This is a genomic window from Bartonella tribocorum (genome assembly GCF_002777915.1).
Classification (GTDB): Bacteria; Pseudomonadota; Alphaproteobacteria; order Rhizobiales; family Rhizobiaceae; genus Bartonella; species Bartonella tribocorum_A.
Genome location: NZ_NJGE01000017.1, coordinates 1 through 22,899 on the forward strand (window position 1 = coordinate 1; position 22,899 = coordinate 22,899).

Sequence of the window (22,899 nt, forward strand, 5' to 3'; positions counted from 1 at the left end):
GGGCTTTCACAGACTCTTTAAAAATCTTCAAAGGACTTTCAAAGGACTTTCAAAGGCTTTTCTCATTTTTACAATGAAAACGCACTTTTTTCTGATTTTTGGTAATTTTCGCAATTTTAGGTGTCAAAATCTATTTTGACAAAACGCGCATTTAATGCTAAATTTTATGCATAAAAACAACAAATTATCACATATTCCTAACTAATCCCACCTCTTCCCACTTAATCCAAAACCTAATGTCAAACTACAATGAAAAGAAATTGGCAAAAACTTTCATCCTTGGGAAAAAGGCAGAACAGCAAAAGCAAAATGAAAACAAATTTAAGTAGCCGCGTAAGCAATACATTTTTATCCAAAACCCATGCTTTACTACCTCTATTTGAATCAGTTGTGAACTCTATTCATTCCATTGAAGAAATGGGAAACGATTTTTCCTCAAGCTACGTTATATTTTCAGTCATAAGATCAGATCAAGCTTCACTACCACTTGAAAAAGGCAATGAAAAACTAAACAAGACAGAAATTGTAGGTTTTAAAGTAACCGATAATAGTACAGGCTTTAATGACCATGATTTTCAATCATTTGAAACTTTAGACTCAGATTATAAGGTAGAAAAGAGCCAAATCTTATAAATTAATGCGTACCTATACTGCCTTTCTCTTCTTTAAAATCATTAAATGTTCTTCAGCATATTGAATGGATAATATTTTTTCCCTTTAGAATTGCATTTGAAATGCTTTACTAGCTGATATTGTAATAAACTAAAGAAAGAGAAAAGTAACTGTAATCTAAATACATTGCTGGTTAATAAAGAGAGGATATTTTTATCAAGTGCTTGTTTTAGAAAATCTTTTTTGGGCTTTAACATTCTTTTTCAAAAAGGTGCGGACTTTCAACAATAAGCTTTTCTCGCGCTTTTTGTAACTGTTTAATGACTTCATCAATTTTTGATGGAGAACAAATGGATTCTTCGCTATTCAACAAATGTAGCCTCTCCTTTCCCTCATATAAACATTGCATCTGAGATTGAAGTATTCTAACTTCTTGAAAAAAAAGACGTCCAGTTTCCTTAAAACCATTGTTAAGTGAAAAAAGTTGTTCGGAAATGGATAGCAAAATTTGTTTTAAAAAGCGCTCGTTTTCTTGGCGTTTACGATATTCTAAAATAAGAGCATGGCTTATCTCATCTAATTGTTTTTTTGTAGAATCAATTTGACGCAATAAATTTGGTTTTTCCCCCATATCACCTTTTCTCACCTTTACAAGCATAGCATGAATTTCTAACAACTTCATTGCGGAATGAGATAAATAATCAACCACTGTAGGGGTATTGACATAGCTTTTCCGTGCAATCATCACAAACTCACCTACTAACTGTTTTTTTATACTCAACCCACTATTTCTTTTTTATTTTATAAAACCATTCTAAAGAAAGTGCTAAAAAATATTCCTCCAATACATTATTCGATAACCTTCCTTCTTCTTTTTTTGCCTATCGACGTGAAATCCGCGGAGAGAGAAAACGTATAGGTGTATAAAGGATAAGGTGTGTTGTTTTTTCCAATACACTACTACTATCTGCAAGAAGAGCTTGACTAGGAGACAATTCCGTACCTTGCATAATTGTTGAAGCCAAAGAACCTTCTCGAGAAAGAGCCATTAACGTTGGCGAAGATGCAAAAACATTGTGTGCTCCTCCATCTACATGAGAAAAATCAAGAACAGCTATTCCATTTTTACGCAACATTTCAATATCTGAGCCATCACCCACACGATGATGTCCCCCCGTAAGACGTCCTGAAACAGCGAGAGCTTTATCCGCTCTGGATACTAAAATCGCTGTTGGCTGTGGAAGTTTTTTTATATCATTAAGTTGGCGCTCAAATACATCAATATCAATGTCTGGTGCAGCCATTAACAAACTTGTAATACGACGAATAGGCTTATATTTTCCCTGTAGAGCTAAGGTTCTAAATGCCTCCATTATAACAAAATTGCCCATAGAATGTGCAATAACCGAAATTTGATCAGCATTGGTCTCACTAATAAGTGTCAAGAGTTCTATCAGTCCGTCACGGGCAAAATTAGCACTGTCACGATCATAAATGTAAAGAGGGATTGATCCAGCAGAAGGCCAAGAATAATGCACAGCGACAACATTTAAGGAATAATCGTGTGTAAACTGTGCTGTACGAAATGTACCATCTGCAAAATTATTATTATATCCATGGATAAAAAGAAAAATTTCTCTTTTTCCTTTTGGCTTTTTTGCTAAAGCAGCATTTAATTGCTGTTTGAACTGTTCTTTATTATCGTATTTTTGCAATGCTACTGCTGCAAAATACTTATCATGCGTAGGTTTATACGCATTTATTTCAACAACTCCGTTTACATGTTGCTGAGGAATTCCTACGTCAACGCGATTATAATGGACTTTATTTGATCGCTCTGCGCCATAAGGTTGAGCGTAATTATTTTGCATCATACGACTTGTTGCAACATATACTGGAACAATAGCTTTTGGAGCAATCGGTTTTCCTTCAACTTCCCTTTCTACAGCAGTCATAGAAGGAGTTGCATGCACCCCATGCCAAAGAACAGCACGCGAATCACTACATGCTGATAATAAAGAAATACAAATAAGAAGTGTTAAATACCTTAAAACCATTATACTTCTCATTGTAACGCCACCCCACTTATAAAAAATACAACGTTTCAAATAACAGATAAAGTAATAAAAAATGAAACGCTGTGAAGAAAACGCCCAAAATAACACACAAAAAAAGATTTTTCTATAAAGGGAAAAATTTTCCTATAATTTTCATAACCGCCCCCCTCTCTCTGCACAAGATCGTTACAGAGAAATTAATTGCCGATGGTGCGGTCGAGAAGACTCGAACTTCCACGGGTTGCCCCACAGCGACCTCAACGCTGCGCGTCTACCAATTCCGCCACGACCGCACGTGGTTAAACAAAACATTCTGGCTTTCAGCCTTTAACAAATCACAAAGAAAGGTACAAGCCAATTTTCTCTTTCCCACCTTATTTTATCCAGATGATTTATAACTTAGTAAAGGTGACTATAAATATGGGCTTTACTATGATCTTTGAACCATCATCATAAAATGTGCTTGTGCAGCTTGATCTTTTTCATAATAACCATGAAATTTTTTTGTAATTGTTGTAGATCCCTGTTTTTGGATTCCTCTCATAGCCATACACATGTGTTCAGCCTCAATCAATACTGCCACACCACGAGGTTTCAGGTGCATTTCTAAAGCACAAGCCACTTGCGCTGTCATAGCTTCTTGTGTTTGTAAACGACGAGAAAAAATATCTACAACACGCGCAATTTTTGAAAGGCCAACAATTTTTGCATCAGGAAGATAGGCTATGTGTGCTTTCCCAACAATTGGGATCATATGATGTTCACAGTGCGAATAAAAAGGAATATTTTTCACGATTACCGATTCATTGTATCCTGAAACCTCCTCAAAAACTGTTCCTAAGGTTTCTTCAACTGATTGGTTATAACCGTTAAAAAGTTCGCGATATGCCTTGGCTATACGTTTTGGGGTCTCTAAAAGCCCTTCTCTGCTTGGATTTTCCCCTACCCATAAGAGTAATGTACGAATCGCTTTTTCCACCTCTTCAACACTCGGACGCTTTTCTTCAGATAACAAAGAATCCTTTACGCCTCTTTTAACAACATTACGCATTCAAAAACTCCAGCCTTACTCCATACAAAACATTTGCGATAAACCTACACCGTTTTGTATAATTTCTATATAAGATATAAACGAATTAAAAGTTTAAACAATCACGTCTCTCAAAATTTCAGGCAATAGTGCATGATTGATAATATCTATAGTGATAAAATACTCGAATATGCTGCGCATATAAGCAGAATTGGGCGTCTTAATAATCCTGATGCGACATCAAAAAAATATGCATATCCTTGCGGCTCAACAATCACTGTAGATTTAAAGGTGGAAAATCATATCGTGACAGATTTTGCTCATGAAATACATGCATGTGTGCTAGGGCAAGCCTCAGCGTCACTTTTAGCATCTCATATCATCGGACAAACAACACAAGATCTTAAAATATTACGTAAAGTTATCTATCAAATGCTGACGCAAGATGGTCCTTCGCCCCAAGCTCCCTTTGAAAATTTCTCTTGCTTACAACCTATTAAAGACTATAAAGTACGCCATGCTGCAACACTACTGCCCTTTGATGCAACGATAGACTGCATTCAGCAAATTGAAGAAAATAAATGCTCAAATCACAGTTTCAAAAAAAAATGACTCGAAATTACACAGGTGCTTGGCAAAAAACACTTGGACGCTTATTAGGCATTTTCTTAATACGTTTTTATCAAATAACACTTTCGAGCCTTATAGGCAATCAGTGTCGTCATGCCCCAACGTGTTCAGAATATATATATGAAGCAATCGCACGCCATGGGCTTTGGGCTGGAGCATGGATGGGACTCTTTCGTATTATGCGTTGTGGTCCCTTTGGAACAGATGGCTTTGATCCAGTTCCTCCATCACTTGGAAACTCGTGCTGTTTTTATAAACCTTGGCGTTACTGGAAAATTTCTGACAAACACAACAAATAATCCTTTTCTTTTTTCACATGTATTGATAAAAAAATCAGTCTATAAGCTTTTTACTCAGTTTTCACGAAACCATCCGCAATCGTTGGCGGAATTGGATTAAAAGGGTGTTTTTATGTCTTGCTCTATTTCTCTTTCTTTTCCCGATGGTTCAAAACGTAATTACCCCGCCGAAATGACAGGCTTGGAATTAGCAGAATCCATTTCCAAATCACTCGCAAAAAAAGCTGTTGCCTATAGTCTTGATGGCATCACACGAGATTTATCGGATTCATTAGAACAATCTGGTCAAGTAGAGATTATTACCCGAGAAGATTCACGTGCTCTTGAGCTCATAAGGCATGATTGCGCCCATGTCCTTGCTGAAGCAGTGCAAGAGCTCTTTCCTGAAACGCAAGTAACAATAGGTCCTGTGATTGAGAATGGATTCTATTATGATTTTGCACGTCAGCAACCTTTCACATTAGATGATCTCACCGTTATTGAAAAGAAAATGCGTGAAATTATCCAACGCAATAAACCTTTTAGAAAAGAAATTTGGTCTCGAGAAAAAGCCAGAAGAGTTTTTTCTGAGAAAAAGGAATTTTATAAAGTTGAACTTATTGATAGCATCCCTGACGACCAAGATTTAAAAATTTATTATCAAGGGGAGTGGTTTGATCTTTGTCGCGGACCGCACATGCAATCTACAGGACAAATTGGAAATGCTTTCAAATTAATGAAAGTCGCAGGAGCTTACTGGCGTGGCGATGCCAATAATCCAATGCTCACGAGAATTTATGGAACAGCATTTGCAAATGAAAATGACTTAAAAGCCTACCTCCATATGCTAGAAGAAGCTGAGAAACGTGATCATCGCCGCTTAGGACGTGAAATGGACTTATTTCATTTTCAAGAAGAAGGGCCTGGAATGATTTTTTGGCACCAAAAAGGCTGGAAAATGTTCCAAAATTTGATCAACTACATGCGTAGACGCCTTGATGATCATCAATATGCCGAAGTTAATGCACCACAAGTTCTCGATAGGTCACTTTGGGAAATATCGGGGCATTGGGGCTGGTATAAGGAGAATATGTTCAAAGCAATTCCAGCAGCAGAAGATTCAGACCATGGGAATGTTTATGCCCTTAAACCAATGAATTGTCCTGGTCACGTGCAAATTTTTAAACATGGTTTAAAATCTTATCGTGATTTGCCTATTAGACTTGCTGAGTTTGGTCTTGTTCATCGTTATGAGCCTTCAGGCTCTTTGCATGGTCTTATGCGTGTGCGTGGTTTTACACAAGACGATGCACATATTTTTTGTACCGATGAACAATTAGCCGATGAATGTCTTAGTATTAATGACCTTATTTTATCAACTTATGCGGATTTTGGTTTTAAAGAAATCAGCCTTAAGCTTTCAACACGTCCAGAAAAACGCGTTGGATCTGATGCATTATGGGATCATGCAGAAGGTATCATGGAATCTGTCCTTAAAACAATTGAAACAAAATTTGCAGGACAAATCAAAACAAGCATCCTTCCAGGTGAAGGAGCCTTTTATGGTCCAAAATTTGAATATACATTAAAGGATGCAATCGGTCGTGAATGGCAATGTGGAACAACACAAATAGACTTTAATCTTCCTGAACGTTTTGGTGCATTCTACATTGATAAAGATTCAGAAAAACGCCAACCTGTTATGATCCATCGTGCCATTTTTGGATCAATGGAGCGTTTTCTTGGTATATTAATCGAAAATTTTGCTGGACATATGCCACTTTGGCTTGCTCCTGAACAAATTGTTGTCGCAACAATTACATCTGAAGCAAATGAATATGCCCAAAAAATAACAGCAAGGCTTAAAGCTGTTGGGCTTTCAGCAACAACAGATCTCCGTAATGAGAAAATTAATTATAAGATACGAGAACATTCTTTACAAAAAGTTCCCGTCATTTTAGTCTGTGGCAAACGTGAAGCTGAAACAAACAGTGTAAATATGCGTTGCTTAGGAAGTCCAAATCAAACCTTTTTATCTGTAGAAGATGCAATCAAGCAACTCTCAAATGAAGCCACACCTCCAGATTTACAACGTCTAATAAATGCATAACATCATAGAAGATCTAAAACATTAATTTTTTACTATAAATCATTGATTTTTATAAAAGATCAGACGATTTGATAGGTATGATGTCTTTCGATTTCATATATGATGACCAATCATCAGTAAAAATCATGTGATCGCACTTTACAAAACAGGTTGATGAAAAAGTTGAATATAAGAGCCATAAGCTCTTTAAATGCAACAATTATAGACAATTTAATATAAATGACTAGCTGATAACATTCATCTTTTATCATAACAGGAAGATGATGCTACTGTCATGGATAGATCGTTGCGATAATTACATCAACATCAAGTAAAAAACTAAAAATAGGATTATCATAAATACGTAAATGAGCCGAATAATGATGTGTCTTATTCATAAGATACATCATTATCAAAAAAGACAACCATTTGATTTATAAGGATAATATACCTTTGTTCATATTAAACAAGAATTTTAAATATCTTAGGAATTCTCTCATTTCAAATCTGTTTATGTTGCAGCAATTAAAATCATTCATTTGCACATGACAAGCGGAGAAGCTCGTGTGGATAAAAAACTATTTAGAAAAGACTAAAAAATGTCTAAACTATTCCAAATGCCAAGGACTTGTTGCAACATTGGCGCTGACAAAATATGTATTGCTTCTCACAAGCGTAAAAATAGTGCAGCCCAATACGTTTAACGTTATAGCATTCATTTATGGGTGCTGTCACGAAATAGGCTTGAAAAGTCTTAAAAAAGATCTCTTAAAAACAAATATGTAAATGACACCTCAATAACGTTTCTATAAAAGTATCACACAATCTATATTGATGAAGATATACAGCTTTAACTTCCCTTGAAAGTTATAAAGCTAAATCAAAGGAGAATGATAAAATTCGGCGTTCTTTCTTTTCTCTCTTTATATTTAACCAAATGAAGACCCTTTATTAAAAAATTAAACAACTATACAAGATGTTAGGTCAGTTGCTCGTTTAACATATAAAGCTCGGGCCACACTTAAAACATCTAAATATCTACACAATACATTGCTACGCTAAACATCAAATATTGATTTATAAAAAAACTTTTAAAACACATGTTCTGCTAACAAAGAAGTAGAATATAAAATATCATTGTTATCGTGCTCTATCAAGAACACGCTTACATTCTATGAGTTCAAACAGGATTTCTTGCAACAATGCTTTATCGGTTTTATCTTTGTAAAGATTCACAGAACCAATAGAGGTTTCTGCCTCATTCCTCATGAAACTCAAAAGCCCAAAAGAAGACTTCTTAGGTTTATTGCTGGTATTTTCAAAAGTTTTTCCTGCATGTTTTTTCTCTATAACAACATTCATGGCATCAAGATCGCCATTACCAAATGCAGCCACAAAAGCAACACCATTTTCTTTCAAAAGGCGCTGTACACCTTTTATTGTATAACCCTGATCGTACAATAACTGCTTAATACCATTGAGCAAATCAACATCAATTGGACGATAGTAACGCCTTCCACCCCCACGTTTCATTGGTTTAACCTGCCTAAAACGTGTTTCCCAGAATCTTAAGACATGCTGGGGAAGCTCCAATAATTCGGCTACTTCGCTAATTGTGCGAAAAGCATCAGAGCTTTTATCCATTTTGCAACACCTTATCTAAAATACGACAAATGATTTGATAATGATTCATTACGTCTCAATTTCTCAACAAGATTAGTCAAAAATAGGACTTTGACTACTTACTAAACAGTCTTTTTTTAAAAACACAGATCTTTATTTTATATATTTCTTAACAAATACCAAACATTACCATGGCGTTTATTTATAAGAGATCTTTTTTCTGTCTTGCACGATGCGAATCTAAAATTCTCTGTTTAAGGATATTCGCAGCCTTAAACGTCACAACACGTCGCGGCGGAATAGGTGCTTCAACACCTGTTTTGGGATTACGTCCAACACGCTCATTCTTACTGCGAACCTGAAAAGTTGCAAAAGAAGATAATTTAACCGCTTCACCCCTTACAAGTGAGTTGCAAATCTCATCCAAAACCAATTCGACCAAAGCTGCTGATTCAGTATGTGACAAGCCCACTTTTTTACAAACTACGCTCGCTAAATCTGCACGCGTTACTGTCTTACTTGTCATTATAACCACCTATTCAAATATTAAAAATTACAAAATGACTTATACGTTTTATTCAAATATGGTCAAGTAACCATATTTACCAACGAATAAGAATTGCTCCCCATGTAAACCCCCCTCCCATAGCTTCTAACATGATAAGATCCCCTCTTTTTATTCTTCCATCGCAAAGAGCTGTTGTTAAAGCCAATGGAACTGATGCTGCAGACGTATTACCATGTTTATCAACAGTAATCACAACTTTATCTGGTGAAATTTTCAGTTTTTTAGCAGATGCTTCAATAATGCGCTTATTAGCCTGATGAGGAACAAACCAATCTAATTGTGAAGAATTCATACCTGCAGCTGCAAAACAATCATCAACCACATCCGTTATCATACCAACCGCATATTTAAAAACTTCTCGTCCTTCCATACGTAAATAGCCTGTCGTTTGTGTCGTTGAAGGTCCACCATCAACATACAACTTATCGATATAAGCACCATCAGAACGCAGTTTTGCAGACAATATACCACGCTCAAAAGCAATTTCCCCCTCAATTTCTTGCGCTTCCAAAACAGCCGCCCCCGCACCATCACCAAATAAAACACATGTCGTACGATCTTCCCAATCTAAAATTCGAGAAAATGTATCGGATCCAATAACTAAAATTCTTTTAGCTGCTCCACAGCGTAAATAAGAATCTCCTGTTGTTAAAGCAAAAATAAAACCAGAACAAACAGCCTGAATATCAAAAGCAAATCCATGGCTCATTCCCAAAGCATACTGAATTTCAACAGCAGAAGCAGGAAAAGTGCGATTTGGTGTTGAGGTTGCTAAAATAATACAATCAATATCCTTTATTGTAAGACCGGCATTTACAAGGGCTGCTTGCGCAGCCTTAACACCTAAAGAAACCGTTGTTTCATTTTCATTGGCAATATAACGTTGATGTATTCCTGTACGTTGAACAATCCATGAATCTGACGTTTCAACAAACTTTGCAATCTCATCATTTGATAAACTTCTTTTCGGCAAAGCACTTCCTACACCACGTATAATTGATCGAATCATTCAGCTCTCACCTTTTCTTCAGATTTTTCACTTCCATTATAAGAGCGCATCATAAGGATTCCCCACTCATTGCCACTTCATCTTCCTGATCAAAAAGTGTTTCTTTATTTTCATGAAATCGCCGTAAATCAGCCGTTATTTTTTGTAAGAGTCCGTTATTAACCATTTCATAACCAACACGGATAGCAGAAGCAAAACCATTAGCATTAGCACTACCGTGACTTTTTATGACAACACCATTCAAACCTAAAAGCACTCCCCCATTTACCCTATCGGGATCCATTTTATTTTTCAGCGTACGAAAAGCACTTCGCGATAAAAAATAACCAAGAGATGTTAAAAAAGAACTGCGCAGGGCAGAATTTAAAATCTCTGCGATCTGCCGTGCGGTCCCTTCTGCAGTTTTTAAAGCAATATTACCAGAAAATCCTTCTGTCACAACAACATCCACTGTCCCTTTTCCAATGTCATTGCCCTCAACAAACCCTTTATATTCCAATCCTTCTAATTGGACTTCACGCAAGATCATTCCTGCTTTTTTTATTTCATAAAGTCCTTTAACCTCTTCCACCCCCACATTTAAAAGTCCAACACTTGGCTTTTCAATATGATATAAAGCGCGAAACATACCTGCTCCCATAACGGCCAAATCAACCAACTGACTAGCAGATGCACCAATCGTTGCTCCAATATCCAAAACGATACTCTCACTGCGAAGTGTTGGCCAAATACCTGCAATACCAGGACGTTCAGCCTCTGCCAACATTTTTAAACAAAAATAAGACATGGCCATAAGTGCCCCCGTATTACCAGCAGAAACGCAAGCATCAGCTTCACCATTTTTTACCGCTTCAATGGCATACCACATTGATGATTTACCACGTCCATTGCGAAGTGCTTGGCTTGGCTTTTCATCCATACGTGTATAGCTTTCTGTAGGATAAAAGCGCGACACGGAATCCAAACAGGGATATTTTTTTAAAACCGGCTTAACGTCCTCCTCTATCCCATAAAACAGAAAATAAATATTTGACAAATACTTTTGGACAATTGCCGCTCCTGCAATAGTTGCTTCTGGACCATAATCACCGCCCATGACATCCACAGAAATTCTAATCACGCTTCATATCCCACATCTTTTCATTTACATTTTTAAATACATATGATGATTTTTGGTCACTAAACACTCACAAAACATACCGGCGAAAACAACTTCGCAGAAGATACCGTTTTTATCATAACATACAATCGATAATTTTTTATGTTTTTACAATCACTTCCAACCTTTCAAAACAGAAAATGGCGAAAATTTCTGCTCTGCTTCTTCTAAATTTTTTACCTCATGCATCTCTATCCCCTCTTTACGTGGATAATGATCAATAGACAACTCAAAAAACTCTTCCATGATTGCACCAATATCAATTTTATCATCATAAAATACCTCCGGCGTATCAAGTCCCTCCACATCTAAAAACAATTCTCGTGTATCTTCTGATATTTTTGGTTTCATCAAATTTGAATCTTCGGGAATAAAAACAACTTCAATATTTTCACGGATAATATTTTCTAATGGTTCTAATGTAACAACACATAACTGTACGATACGTGCTTGTAACAAACCTTTTATACGCACACCACGTTTTTTCCACGGAAGAATATGAAATTTTCCCTCACAAGATTTTACTTCAACTAAATCATGATTTTGAGCTAAATGTGTACATTCTTTTTTGTTTACACAAAGATGAACTCTTATACCTTTAGCAGGGAGAGAACGCACGGATATTGGATAAGCCAAAGCAAATGCCATTTGAGAAATATTTTGAACATTCATTGACAACTCCCAAACATGAAAACCTATGAATACTGTGCTTTTATTTAGCTCAAGTACATTTCATTCATTTTTTTCTTTTCTAAAGAAATTCTATATGGCATAATTTGTTTTATAACAGGGAAACTCAATGTAAGCTACGGTAGATTAAGCTAAAATTAGAAAAAACTTGGGGTTGCCTTCTTGTCGCACATCTCAGTATAAAAAGGAGATATCATTGTTTCAAATGCCTCACACAGTGGCCTTAATCAAACGTAAATTGTTGGTTGGTCTATCAATAGCAAGCATCGTAACACTTGCGGGTTGTAGTCTTCTTGATTCTTCAGGGTCAAGTCAAATTTATAGAGAGGGCTATATTCTTGATAAAAATGCTCTGAGTTCTATTTCTGTTGGTTCAAGTCAGGAGCAAGTTCTTTTAACTTTAGGGACCCCTTCATTAAAGACAAAATATGATAATGAAGTTTTTTATTACATCTCACAAACACGCTATCGTGGGATGCAATTTATGAAAACAAAGATTATTGATCGCAAAGTTTTAGCTATTTACTTCAATGGAAACAATCAGGTTGCAAAAGTTGCTAACTATGGTCTACAAGACGGTCAAGTATTTGATTTTATTACGCAAACAACACCAACTCTAACAAAAGAACACCCTTTCTTAATTCAAATTATAAAGGGCCCTGCAAATCCACCAATCCCTAATTAAGTATAGCGTCTATTTACCATTTCAACTTTACTAGGTCTGATATTATCAGGCCTAGTAAAATAAAAAATATAGCGATTAGGGGCGGATTTTTTTTGCTATACTGTCAAGAACTGCATTAACAAGTTTTGGCTCATCACCTTCAAAAAACGCTTTGGCTATGTCAACATATTCATCCATGACAACCGCAACAGGAACATCTTTACGGTTGATCAGCTCCCATAAAGCTGCTCGTAAAATTGCTCGCAATATCGAATCAAGACGTGAAAGAGACCATTCTGCGGAAAGCTGTTGATGAAGTAGAGGATCAAGCTGCTTTTGATCTTTTACAACACCCGTTATAATCGCTAAAAACCATTGAAAATCAGCTTCAAGATACTGGTCTCCATCAATATCTTTTCCCAAACGATAAGCCTCATACTCAGAAGCTGTTTCCATCACTCCCGAACCCACAATATCCATTTGATAGAGAGCCTGAACTGCTGCGAGTCTTGCTGCTCCACGTTTATTGGCTGAACGCGGAAAATGTCTGCTTTTTATATCAGCCATATTTAACGATTATCTCCGAATCTCTTTTTTAGAGCGATCATACATAAAGCAGCTTCAGCCGCAAAACCACCTTTATTTTTGTCATCTTGTTTTGCACGCACCCATGCTTGCTCTTCATTTTCAACAGTTAAAATACCATTTCCAATAGCCAAGCACTTATGAATAGTTAAATCCATCAAAGCACGACAAGAATCATTGGCAACGATTTCAAAGTGATATGTTTCACCCCGAATAACACAGCCCAGTGCAACATAACCATCATAAGATATCCTATTTTGTTCAGCAAAAGCTATTGCCGCTGGTATTTCTAAGGCTCCTGGAACAGTTATAATATCATAACTTGCTTCAGCTTTTTGCAAAGCACTCACAGCACCTTTCAAAAGCGCATCAGAAATCTCTTCATAAAAACGCGCTTCAACAATCAATACGTGAGGATTTTTACGTATCTCTTTCATCATAATGAAATTCCACAAAAAACAAATCAAAAACTCAAAGTTTATAGAGCATAAAGTTCTAAAAACAATCAATAGAGCTGTAACTTATTCATCTTCTTTTTTAAAAGCAAAAAACTTAGCAGCATAACGAGCAAGTTGATCAATTTCCAAATTAACCCAATCTCCAATTTTAGCGTATCCCCACGTTGTCACTTCAAGTGTATGACGAATAATAAGAACATCAAAAACACAACCCTCAACACCATTAACAGTCAAAGATGTCCCATTAAGTGCAACAGATCCCTTAGGAACAATGAAAGGCATAAATTGTCTTGCAACTCTTAGATAAAAACGAATGGCATCCCCTTCATTTTTTTGTTCAATGATCTCAGCCAAGCCATCAATATGCCCAGAAACCAAATGCCCTCCCATTTCATCACCCAATCGAAGTGAACGTTCTAAATTAACAAAAGTTCCTTTTTTCCATTGGGCAAGATTTGTTAAACGTAATGCTTCTTCCCACGCCTCAACAACAAACCAATTGGAAGCTTCTTGGTTAAATCCTCTTTCCACAATTGTCAGACAAATTCCTGAACACGCAATTGATGCACCAATTGCTAAACTTTCTACAGCATAGCGTGTAGAAATCTTTAAACGTATCCCCTGTTTTAAAGATTGAACATCTTCAACACAACCGATATCCGTTATAATTCCTGTGAACATAATGTCTTACGTCTCCATTTATAAAAACGGTCATTTCCAAACATTTTTGTCTCAACTTCATGAAATTGCGAGAGATAATTTCCAAAATGGGGGGCTTCAATACGATTTTTCCCTAAAACAATAGGACTATAAAAACATATCAAATGATCAACACAACCCGCATTCAAAAACTTTTCTCCTGTCTTTACGCCCCCTTCCAATAAAACACTATTAACCCCGTGGTTATAAAGCATCTGTAAAAGAACAAAGGGTTCTACATAACCATTATTCATCTCTACCGAATAAACAAACACACCGTATTGCTTCAATGCATTTTTTTTACTTTCCTTTGAAAGACCTACATCACAAATAACCCATGTAGGAATTTTTATGGCTGTTTGGACAACTTTCGCATCAAGGGGAATCGATAAATCTGCATCCAAAATAATACGAATTGGTGAACGCATTTCCATTCCTGGCAAACGACAATTGAGTTGTGGATCATCTGCTAGTATAGTACCAATACCAACGAGAATCGCATTGTTTTGAGCCCGTAGAATATGCGTATGGGTATGAGAAAGCGTTCCACTAATCTTTATTCCCCCCTCCTCTCTTTTTCCCACACTATTATCAGCAGAAACTGCCATTTTAAAAGTGACAGCACAGCGTTGCATCTTTCTTATACACCAATGCGTCCATAAAGATTCAAAAGCCTCTTCAGCTAAAATGCCCTCAACGACTTCAATATCAGCCGCCCGCAAAAGAGCAAGACCACGACCATCCACACGCTTATCACAATCAGTAAGAGCAACAACAACTCGGGAAATACCTGAATGAATAAGTGCATTGACACACGGAGAAGTTTTTCCATAATGGGCGCAGGGTTCTAAAGTAATATAAGCAGTCGCTCCTTGAGCCAGAGAACCGGCCATGTGTAAAGCTTGCACTTCCGCATGAGGTCTCCCGTGAAGAGCTGTTACGCCATAGCCAACAATAAATGGTCCCGCACCATCATTATTTTGTACAATTAATGTACCAACCGAAGGATTTTCGCCTGTAAGCCCCACATGACGCTCTGCTAAACGGATAGCAGCAGCCATAAACCGCTCATCTTGTACTTTTTTATTCATCAAAACAAGATTCTGTATCCGCTATACCCTTTGACAACTCATCGATAATATCGTGAAAATCGCTTGCATTACGAAAATCTCGATACACAGAAGCAAAACGGATATAAGCGATATCATCAATTCTTTTTAATGCTTCCATCACAAGATGTCCAATTTTTTCTGAAGCAATCTCTGGTTCCCCCAAACTCTCAAGCTGGCGTACAATACCAGAGACTGCTCGTTCAATACGATCAGGATCAATATTGCGCTTACGTACAGCCACGTCAACAGATCGCATTAATTTATCACGATCAAATGGCTCACATCGCCCACTTTTTTTAGTAACCAAAAGCTCACGCAATTGAACACGTTCAAAAGTTGTAAAACGGCCACCGCAAACGGAACACACACGGCGGCGGCGAATCACCGCCCCCTCTTCTGCTGGACGTGAGTCTTTGACCTGTGTATCCTCATATTGACAGTAAGGACAGCGCATCTCTTTTTCATCCTTAACGCGTGCTGAGATAAGAGTAAAGAGGAAATTGACTCGTTATATCTTCCACCTTTTTCTTAACAACCATTTCAACGGCATGATTATCTTCATCACTTTTTGCGTTCCGAAGACCATCAAGAACTTCTGCAATCAGATGCGCAACTTGAACAAACTCTTTTTCTAAAAAACCACGCGTTGTGGCAGCAGGTGATCCCAAACGAATTCCCGATGTTATAGATGGTGTTTCAGGATCAAAAGGAATGCCATTTTTATTGCAGGTAATATGAGCGCGTCCTAAAGCCAATTCGGCACGTTTTCCTGTTAGATTTTTCGAACGTAAATCAACCAATAACAAATGATTGTCTGTACCGCCAGAAACAATATTAAAACCATTACTCTGTAATGTTTTTGCTAAAGTTTTTGCATTCGCGACAACATTGACACTGTAATTCTTGAAAGAAGGATGCAAAGCCTCCCCAAATGCAACAGCCTTTGCCGCAATCACATGCATTAAAGGCCCCCCTTGAAGACCAGGAAAAATAGCAGAATTAATTTTTTTGGATAAAGCCTCATCATTTGTCAATATCAAACCACCACGGGGACCTCGAAGCGATTTATGTGTTGTTGTCGTTACAATATGCGCATGTGGAACAGGTGAAGGATGTACGCCACCAGCAACAAGACCAGCAATATGAGACATATCAACGAGGAGATGAGCACCGATTTCATCTGCAATTTCACGGAATCTTTCCCAATCCCAGAATCGAGGATAAGATGAGCCCCCTGCTATAATAAGTTTTGGTTTACGTTCTTTTGCAAGCCGCTCAACTTCATCCATATCAATAATCTGATCTTCTTGACGCACACCATAGGAAACAACATCAAACCATTTTCCTGACATATTGACAGATGAACCATGCGTAAGGTGACCACCAGCATTTAGATCCAATCCCATAAATGTGTCACCAGGCTGGAGTAACGCCAGAAAAACAGCTTGATTCATTTGGCTACCAGAATTAGGCTGTACGTTTGCAAAAGCAGCACCAAAAAGCTGTTTTGCTCTTTCAATGGCTAAATCTTCAACGACATCGACAAACTGACACCCGCCATAGTAGCGCTTTCTTGGATAACCTTCTGCATATTTATTGGTTAAAACAGACCCTTGCGCTTCAAGAACCGCTCTTGAAACAATATTTTCTGAAGCAATCAGTTCAATCTCATGTTGTTGACGCCCAAATTCCCCTCTAATGGCGTTAAAGATTGCACCATCAACTGTCTGTAAATTATCATTAAAAAAGCGCTTTTGTGCGTCATTTTCTTGCTGAGTCATAAAACACGTTCCTAACATTAAAAAATAAAGTCACTAAAAGATAACACAGCAAACCATGCAAACCAAACATTTTAAACCACTTACACTCAAAAATGCTGATACAAACATTTATCTTATTCCTCGTCATAGAAACAGCAAAAAACTTGCCCCACAAGAAGAGTGAAAAATGAAATTAAGTTTCTTCTTTTATGTTCTTATTAATACCTTTTACAAAAAATATTTATAATCTAAAGAAATTCAATAAGTTAATGATTATGATTTAAGTTGGTAATGATTTATAATGAGAAAAGCTAGATATCGTAGAGAAAATTAAGATAGGGCGTTTAAGAATGGTAACCAAAGTTTTTATTGATGGTGAACACGGCACAACCGGACTACAAATACAAAAACGCTTAGAAAAACGTACAGATTTAAAACTTCTCTCTCTTGCTCATGAGGATCGTCATAATGTTTATCTGCGGCAAGATTATCTTAATCAAACCGATATAGCTATTTTATGTCTTCCAGATGATGCAGCACGCGAAACCGTTCATTGGCTAAAAAAAAATAAAAACATTCGGGTTATTGATAGCTCAACAGCTCACCGTATTGCACCAAACTGGGTCTACGGTTTTCCAGAAATGACAGCAGGCCAAAAAAAACGCATTCAAGCAGCCCATTATGTATCTAATCCTGGATGTTATCCTACTGGTGCCATAAGCTTAATTCGCCCACTTCGCGAAGCGGGATTGCTAGACGCCAATTATCCCATTTCGATTCAGGCAACCTCCGGCTATACCGGTGGTGGGAAGCAATTGATTACACAAATGGAAAATCAATCTCAAGAAAATATTCAGGAAAATTATTTTATCTATGGACTTAATCTTGAACACAAACATGTGCCAGAAATTAAACTTCATGGACAAATTAACCAAACGCCACTTTTTATCCCCAGTGTTGGTCGTTTCCCTCAGGGAATGATTGTGAATCTTCCACTGCACCGTCGTCTATTCACAAAATCAGCAAACTGTTCTGACTTGCGCGAAATTCTTGCAAACCATTACGATGGACAAAACATCATTTCAGTTGCATCACAAGATGAAACGGCTTCCCTTCAAAGACTAAATCCAGAATGTTTTGCCCATAAAGATGGTATGAAACTGTTCGTATTTGGAAATGATCGCGAAGGAATTTTTAATCTCTTTGCCCTATTCGATAATTTAGGAAAAGGCGCATCAGCTGCTGCTATCCAAAACCTTGATTTAATGCTTTCAGCCAATTAAACGTTATCTAGATACAACCTGTTTACTCAACAACGCGATATGCCCCTTTTGTTGCTCGCCAGTGCGCAACTGCAAAACATAACACGGCTAATGCCATACTTTGATGAATGAGCCCTAAACTTATCGGAACCTCATGTAACAGTGTCAAGATACCTAAAAGTGCTTGGATAATGATCATAAAGCAGATAAGAAATGCCCGACGAGAGTGAGTTGAATGTGGAACACTCTTTTGTACATAGAAAGCATGAAGAGCCGAGATGATCAATAGAAAATAAGCAAAAAACCGATGAATAAATTGAACCGTTAAGGGATTTTCGAATAAATTGAGCCAAATAGGACGTTGCTGCAACAATCCATCAGGAATAATCTGACCATCCATAAGGGGCCATGTATTATAGACTTTTCCAGCATGAAGCCCTGCAACCAAAGCCCCCAGATAAATTTCTATCAAAACGAAAACAACGATCCAAGCCGCAAAATATTGCACCTTTTGATTGGCTGGTTTTTCTGAATACTCTGCAAGTCCTCGAGATAAATAAGTAACAAAAATAATAACAAAACACGCTGTTATAAGATGAAATGCCAAACGATATTGGCTCACACTTGTTAGATTACTTTGTCCAATTCCTGAGGCAACCATCCACCAACCAATAAAGCCTTGAAAGGCGATAAGGATCGGCACAACAATAAGCGAGAGTAAAATATTTTTTTCAATACGCTTTGTCGCCCAAAACCAAATTAATCCAAATAAAGCGACAAGACCAACAAGACGCCCCAGAACACGGTGCGCCCATTCCCACCAAAAAATGACCTTAAAAGCACTTAAAGTCATATCACGATTAAGCAGCTTATACTGTGTGATCTGTTGATATTTTAAAAATTCCTCTTGCCATTGCTCCTCACCGATCGGTGGAATAACGCCATGAATTGGCTTCCATTCCGTTATCGATAATCCTGATCCCGTCAAACGGGTTGCTCCCCCTACCAAAACAATTGCTAAGCAAAGCAATAAAATAGAATAAAGCCATACCTGAATTTGCTTTCGATTTCTCTTTTGCACAGGTGTTAAAAAGTTATCGTTTAATCTTTTTACTGCTATCTCTGATTGCCCCACGCTTCTCTCCAACTGCAATGCATTTTAAAATTTAAACATAAAATCTTCGTATTTTAAGTATGTACTATAACTTTAGCAAAAAACAAGCATACCGCGAGAATACACGATACATATTTCTTGTTTACGAAGTTTATAATGCAACAACGCGATAAACAATCTTTGGAAAGCTACTGACCATCCGCATCATCCAATCCTGTTTATTAAGAACAGTATGACAAATATAATAGTCTGTTAGTTCTGCAAATTGCTCAAATCCATATTTAGGTTCGCTAGCCATCTCTAAAATGATAAAATCATACTCTTTTTTAAATTCTTGTAATATATGAGAAATATTATCTGAAAAATCTTGTGCAGAAACAGCGCTCGTTAACCCTTGAGGAAGAATATCAACCCCTGTATCATAATCACGGTAAATAACATCATGTAACTGAGCATTGCCGGTTAAAATATCACTCAGTCCCCGATGTGGACCAATAACTTTCTCTATTTGTTGGCCAGAGATATCGACCAACAAAATTGTTTTGTTCTCTTTTATAAGATGAAGTGAAAGCTTTGCCGCTGTCCGCGCTGCTTCTGGTCCAATGATTGAAATAACGCTCGAGGCACGCCATTTCAAAACATCAGATAATCCCTCTATCGTAATAAAAGCTTCAAGATTTTTCATTTCTTGAGAGACTAAAATACTCTCATTTTTCTTGAAAACATTTTCTTTTGATCTCAAATCCTCTTCTGAGAGTTGATCTTTTTTGCTTTTAAAGCATGGATAAAATAACACTATTCCAAGCAAAAGAGTAAGGAAGCTTGCCAATGCACTCACAAGAATATTTTTTCCATAAAGAGCGATAAAAGAAATTGGCACTAACGTTGTTGGCACAACCACGTGGATCTTTGTATTTTGCAAGAGAAGAGAATCATCATTCAATCCCCGATATGAACCAGTAATTTTTTCTCTCCCTCGAGCAAACTTACCCATCGCTTTATTTTGTGCATCGATCTCTACCTTTATTTTATTTTCAAACTCGTTAAATATTTGATTTAAAGATTGGGATTGATCTTTTACAAAAAAGCTCACCCTTTTTTTGAGCTGCTTTTCCAACTCTGTTGCAATAATCTCATCAGAATGGACTTGATAAACGATCTGTAAAATTTTATTTTTTAATTGCTGAGAAACCGCCTCTAATTCCGCAGTCATTGCCTTAATTTGAGGATGAGTCCACCCCAATTGTGCCGCCATATGTGCTCTTTGTGTTTCTAAGAGATCACGTTTAGATTCCAGAGCTACAATGGCTGAATTGTCCGCAATAAACGATAAAGACAGCAAAGACTGCCCATTTTCACGCATCATATTAATCGTTGAATTCAAACTTGTTAAATGAATACGCTTTAAAGTTGCTTGCGTTAATTGCATTGAAAGATCATGAAGCTCTGTTTGTTTTACACCATGCTGAATAAAAGAATCAACAGAGGCACGAAATCCCTGCATGATATTAACGATCGCAGTATTATCATATTGTTTATCTTCTAATTTCTCATTTAATAAAGACTGTTTCTGTTTTATGATTACTTGTGAAAATGCAGAAAACCAAGTTTCCACCCCCCGTTGAGCGGCTTCACCTGTCTCAGCTTCAAAAGTAAGATGGATAAGATCACCATGACGCGATAAACGAATATTTTCCTGTTTTTTTTTCTTATAAGAAGTATTTAAAGAAAAATTCGAATCATCTAAAAATACAGGCTGTGAAAACAAAAAGGCGATAATGTTGTCTTGTTTTTCAGACGGTAATGGCTTTCCTACAGAATCAGATAATGAAAATACTAAAGTTGCTTGGTAACCACGGGGCTGAATAAAATAATAAAACCAAATCAAAGAGATAGACAGCATTTGTAACAGCAAAACAATTAAAATGTTTCGCCATACTGTACATATGAACAGTCTTTTATTACATTTAAGACTCATCTTTATTTTAACCAGCAAAATACTTCTTCATATTGTTTTATTAAGAGAAAGTAGTAACTATCCTCTTAACTTGCTGTCATATTATTTTGAAATAACAAAAACATAAAATTTGAGCAAAAAAGTTCAACAATAGCTTTTAAAGACTTAATGCATATTTTTTTTAATGTTCTCTAATTGTTTTTTTGCTTCAGAAGTAAGAACAGCTCTAATGGTAACAGAGCCATCATCATGCCCCTCCTGCTTTATTTCCGCAGAGTTTTCATAAAACCAATCAATCAGTGACATTTCATGAGGTTTTAAAAGATATTCAATGCTTTGCACCTCTCCAAAAATGCGCTTTTCAATGGTTTTTAATAATTGATCGACTCCATCCCCATTAAGGGCTGATACTATGAGCGCAGGATTTAACCGTGACTTTGCGCTCGTTTGTAAAACATTCAATGCTTGCTCATCTAACATGTCAATCTTATTCCAAACTTCTATAATATGCTCTGTATCGTCAATATCGATATCAAGACTTGAAAGCACTTCTAAAACATCTTGGGCATGGGTTCGATGATCAAGATCTAACATATCTCTGACATGAAGAATAAGATCCGCTTCAACCACTTCTTCAAGAGTTGCTCTAAAAGCTGCAATCAAATTTGTTGGTAAATTAGAGATAAAACCTACAGTATCAGACAAAAGAATAGTTTTTCCATGGGGAAGAACAACTTTGCGCAAAGTCGGATCAAGCGTCGCAAATAACATATTCTTTGCTAAAACATTAGCACCACTTAAACGATTAAAAAGAGTTGATTTTCCTGTATTTGTATATCCTACCAGGGCAACAACAGGATAAGATGTTTTTTTTCTTTTCGCTCTATGAAGTGCACGTGTTTTAATAACTGTTTCTAATTCGCGGCGAATACGAATAATTTTCTCTTGCAAAAGACGCCTGTCTGCTTCAATTTGCGTTTCACCAGGTCCACCTAGGAAGCCTCGCCCACCCCGTTGCCTTTCCAAGTGCGTCCAACTCCGAACAAGACGCCCTTTTTGATAGGATAAATGCGCTAATTCTACTTGCAAAACCCCTTCTTTTGTTCGTGCACGATCACCAAAAATTTCAAGAATCAAAGCCGTTCTATCGATAACTTTACAATTCCATAATTTTTCTAAATTACGCTGCTGTACTGGCGTTAAAAAGTGATCTATAATCGCAAGCTCAATAGAATATTCATCGATATAATCGGTAAGCGCATCTACTTTACCTTTTCCAAAGAGAGTTGCAGGACGAGGTGTTAAAATGTTAATTGTTTCATAATTAACAACTTCTAGCCTTATAGCACGTGCTAACCCCAATGCCTCTTGAACGCGGGAAGATATAGAGCACTCTCTTAGAGAGTTTTCATTTCTATTCTCTTGAAAGATCGGTATCAAAACAAGTGCGCGTACCTGTTTTATGTTTTGCGAAAACACCCCTTCTAATCTCTCATTTTCATTTATCATAGCAATCTAAGTACTTTTAAAATGGGATAAGAGG

The 22,899-nt window shown here is 36.9% G+C and carries 23 protein-coding genes and 1 tRNA gene; 6 read left to right on the forward strand and 18 right to left on the reverse strand.

Annotated elements, in window-relative coordinates; all coding sequences use genetic code 11:
• Nucleotides 1-309: 309 nt before the first annotated feature.
• Nucleotides 310-633, forward strand: a complete 324-nt coding sequence (locus tag CER18_RS07035; RefSeq protein ID WP_245410064.1) for a hypothetical protein — start codon at nt 310-312, stop codon at nt 631-633.
• Between the two features lie 229 nt (nt 634-862).
• Here the strand turns inward: CER18_RS07035 and CER18_RS07045 are convergent, their stop codons facing one another.
• The 4 genes from CER18_RS07045 to folE all read right to left on the reverse strand — a co-directional run bounded on the left by CER18_RS07045 (nt 863) and on the right by folE (nt 3,720).
• On the reverse strand, nt 863-1,357 hold the full coding sequence (locus CER18_RS07045; protein ID WP_100129361.1) for a hypothetical protein: 495 nt from the start codon (nt 1,355-1,357) through the stop codon (nt 863-865).
• 136 nt (nt 1,358-1,493) lie between these two features.
• Nucleotides 1,494-2,681: an alpha/beta hydrolase gene (locus CER18_RS07050; protein ID WP_100129362.1), complete on the reverse strand. Its 1,188-nt coding sequence runs from the start codon at nt 2,679-2,681 to the stop codon at nt 1,494-1,496.
• Nucleotides 2,682-2,877: 196 nt separating this feature from the next.
• A tRNA-Leu gene (locus CER18_RS07055) sits at nt 2,878-2,962 on the reverse strand.
• Between the two features lie 137 nt (nt 2,963-3,099).
• Nucleotides 3,100-3,720 (reverse strand): GTP cyclohydrolase I FolE, encoded by a 621-nt coding sequence (gene folE, locus CER18_RS07060; RefSeq protein WP_100129331.1) that lies wholly within the window; start codon nt 3,718-3,720, stop codon nt 3,100-3,102.
• Between the two features lie 132 nt (nt 3,721-3,852).
• On the opposite strand from folE, the gene CER18_RS07065 reads away from it, so the two are divergent.
• The 3 genes from CER18_RS07065 to thrS all read left to right on the forward strand — a co-directional run bounded on the left by CER18_RS07065 (nt 3,853) and on the right by thrS (nt 6,717).
• Nucleotides 3,853-4,311 (forward strand): iron-sulfur cluster assembly scaffold protein, encoded by a 459-nt coding sequence (locus tag CER18_RS07065; protein WP_100129332.1) that lies wholly within the window; start codon nt 3,853-3,855, stop codon nt 4,309-4,311.
• Nucleotides 4,281-4,628 carry a membrane protein insertion efficiency factor YidD gene (gene yidD, locus CER18_RS07070; protein WP_100129333.1) on the forward strand — a complete coding sequence of 116 codons (348 nt, stop codon included), beginning with the start codon at nt 4,281-4,283 and terminating at the stop codon, nt 4,626-4,628. The genes CER18_RS07065 and yidD overlap by 31 nt, the downstream gene beginning before the upstream one ends.
• A gap of 112 nt (nt 4,629-4,740) precedes the next feature.
• On the forward strand, nt 4,741-6,717 hold the full coding sequence (thrS, locus tag CER18_RS07075) for a threonine--tRNA ligase (protein WP_100129334.1): 1,977 nt from the start codon (nt 4,741-4,743) through the stop codon (nt 6,715-6,717).
• A 1,119-nt stretch (nt 6,718-7,836) separates the two neighbouring features.
• Here thrS and CER18_RS07080 read toward each other — a convergent pair.
• From CER18_RS07080 to CER18_RS07100, 5 genes are all read right to left on the reverse strand, one after another.
• Complete coding sequence (locus tag CER18_RS07080; RefSeq protein WP_100129335.1) at nt 7,837-8,340, reverse strand: MerR family transcriptional regulator; 504 nt, start codon at nt 8,338-8,340, stop codon at nt 7,837-7,839.
• 181 nt (nt 8,341-8,521) lie between these two features.
• Nucleotides 8,522-8,845 (reverse strand): integration host factor subunit alpha, encoded by a 324-nt coding sequence (locus CER18_RS07085; protein ID WP_100129336.1) that lies wholly within the window; start codon nt 8,843-8,845, stop codon nt 8,522-8,524.
• A 76-nt stretch (nt 8,846-8,921) separates the two neighbouring features.
• Entirely contained in the window at nt 8,922-9,896 is a 975-nt protein-coding gene (locus CER18_RS07090; protein WP_100129337.1) for a beta-ketoacyl-ACP synthase III, read from the reverse strand.
• Between the two features lie 49 nt (nt 9,897-9,945).
• Complete coding sequence (gene plsX / locus CER18_RS07095) at nt 9,946-11,016, reverse strand: phosphate acyltransferase PlsX (protein WP_100129338.1); 1,071 nt, start codon at nt 11,014-11,016, stop codon at nt 9,946-9,948.
• A 153-nt stretch (nt 11,017-11,169) separates the two neighbouring features.
• Nucleotides 11,170-11,727, reverse strand: coding sequence for a YceD family protein (locus CER18_RS07100; RefSeq protein ID WP_100129339.1), 558 nt, complete (start codon nt 11,725-11,727; stop codon nt 11,170-11,172).
• 223 nt (nt 11,728-11,950) lie between these two features.
• On the opposite strand from CER18_RS07100, the gene CER18_RS07105 reads away from it, so the two are divergent.
• The gene (locus tag CER18_RS07105; RefSeq protein ID WP_100129363.1) at nt 11,951-12,430 is read left to right on the forward strand and encodes an outer membrane protein assembly factor BamE; all 480 of its coding nucleotides are present in this window, start codon (nt 11,951-11,953) and stop codon (nt 12,428-12,430) included.
• Between the two features lie 75 nt (nt 12,431-12,505).
• On the opposite strand, the gene nusB is transcribed toward CER18_RS07105, so the two are convergent.
• The 6 genes from nusB to glyA form a co-directional block, all read right to left on the reverse strand.
• Nucleotides 12,506-12,976, reverse strand: coding sequence for a transcription antitermination factor NusB (nusB, locus tag CER18_RS07110; RefSeq protein ID WP_100129340.1), 471 nt, complete (start codon nt 12,974-12,976; stop codon nt 12,506-12,508).
• 2 nt (nt 12,977-12,978) lie between these two features.
• Nucleotides 12,979-13,434 carry a 6,7-dimethyl-8-ribityllumazine synthase gene (locus CER18_RS07115; protein ID WP_100129341.1) on the reverse strand — a complete coding sequence of 152 codons (456 nt, stop codon included), beginning with the start codon at nt 13,432-13,434 and terminating at the stop codon, nt 12,979-12,981.
• An 81-nt stretch (nt 13,435-13,515) separates the two neighbouring features.
• On the reverse strand, nt 13,516-14,133 hold the full coding sequence (locus CER18_RS07120) for a riboflavin synthase (protein ID WP_100129342.1): 618 nt from the start codon (nt 14,131-14,133) through the stop codon (nt 13,516-13,518).
• Complete coding sequence (ribD, locus tag CER18_RS07125) at nt 14,115-15,242, reverse strand: bifunctional diaminohydroxyphosphoribosylaminopyrimidine deaminase/5-amino-6-(5-phosphoribosylamino)uracil reductase RibD (protein WP_100129343.1); 1,128 nt, start codon at nt 15,240-15,242, stop codon at nt 14,115-14,117. The genes CER18_RS07120 and ribD overlap by 19 nt, the downstream gene beginning before the upstream one ends.
• Nucleotides 15,235-15,717 carry a transcriptional regulator NrdR gene (nrdR, locus tag CER18_RS07130; protein WP_100129344.1) on the reverse strand — a complete coding sequence of 161 codons (483 nt, stop codon included), beginning with the start codon at nt 15,715-15,717 and terminating at the stop codon, nt 15,235-15,237. The genes ribD and nrdR overlap by 8 nt, the downstream gene beginning before the upstream one ends.
• 13 nt (nt 15,718-15,730) lie before the next feature.
• The gene (glyA, locus tag CER18_RS07135) at nt 15,731-17,044 is read right to left on the reverse strand and encodes a serine hydroxymethyltransferase (protein ID WP_100129345.1); all 1,314 of its coding nucleotides are present in this window, start codon (nt 17,042-17,044) and stop codon (nt 15,731-15,733) included.
• A 329-nt stretch (nt 17,045-17,373) separates the two neighbouring features.
• Between glyA and argC the strand changes: the two genes are divergently transcribed.
• Complete coding sequence (gene argC, locus CER18_RS07140) at nt 17,374-18,306, forward strand: N-acetyl-gamma-glutamyl-phosphate reductase (protein ID WP_100129346.1); 933 nt, start codon at nt 17,374-17,376, stop codon at nt 18,304-18,306.
• 22 nt (nt 18,307-18,328) lie between these two features.
• Here the strand turns inward: argC and CER18_RS07145 are convergent, their stop codons facing one another.
• The 3 genes from CER18_RS07145 to hflX form a co-directional block, all read right to left on the reverse strand.
• The gene (locus CER18_RS07145; protein ID WP_100129347.1) at nt 18,329-19,420 is read right to left on the reverse strand and encodes a COX15/CtaA family protein; all 1,092 of its coding nucleotides are present in this window, start codon (nt 19,418-19,420) and stop codon (nt 18,329-18,331) included.
• A 130-nt stretch (nt 19,421-19,550) separates the two neighbouring features.
• Nucleotides 19,551-21,377 (reverse strand): hypothetical protein, encoded by a 1,827-nt coding sequence (locus CER18_RS07150; RefSeq protein ID WP_100129348.1) that lies wholly within the window; start codon nt 21,375-21,377, stop codon nt 19,551-19,553.
• A gap of 144 nt (nt 21,378-21,521) precedes the next feature.
• A complete protein-coding gene (gene hflX, locus CER18_RS07155; RefSeq protein ID WP_100129349.1) occupies nt 21,522-22,865 on the reverse strand; it encodes a GTPase HflX in 1,344 nt (447 codons plus the stop codon).
• Nucleotides 22,866-22,899: the final 34 nt, after the last annotated feature.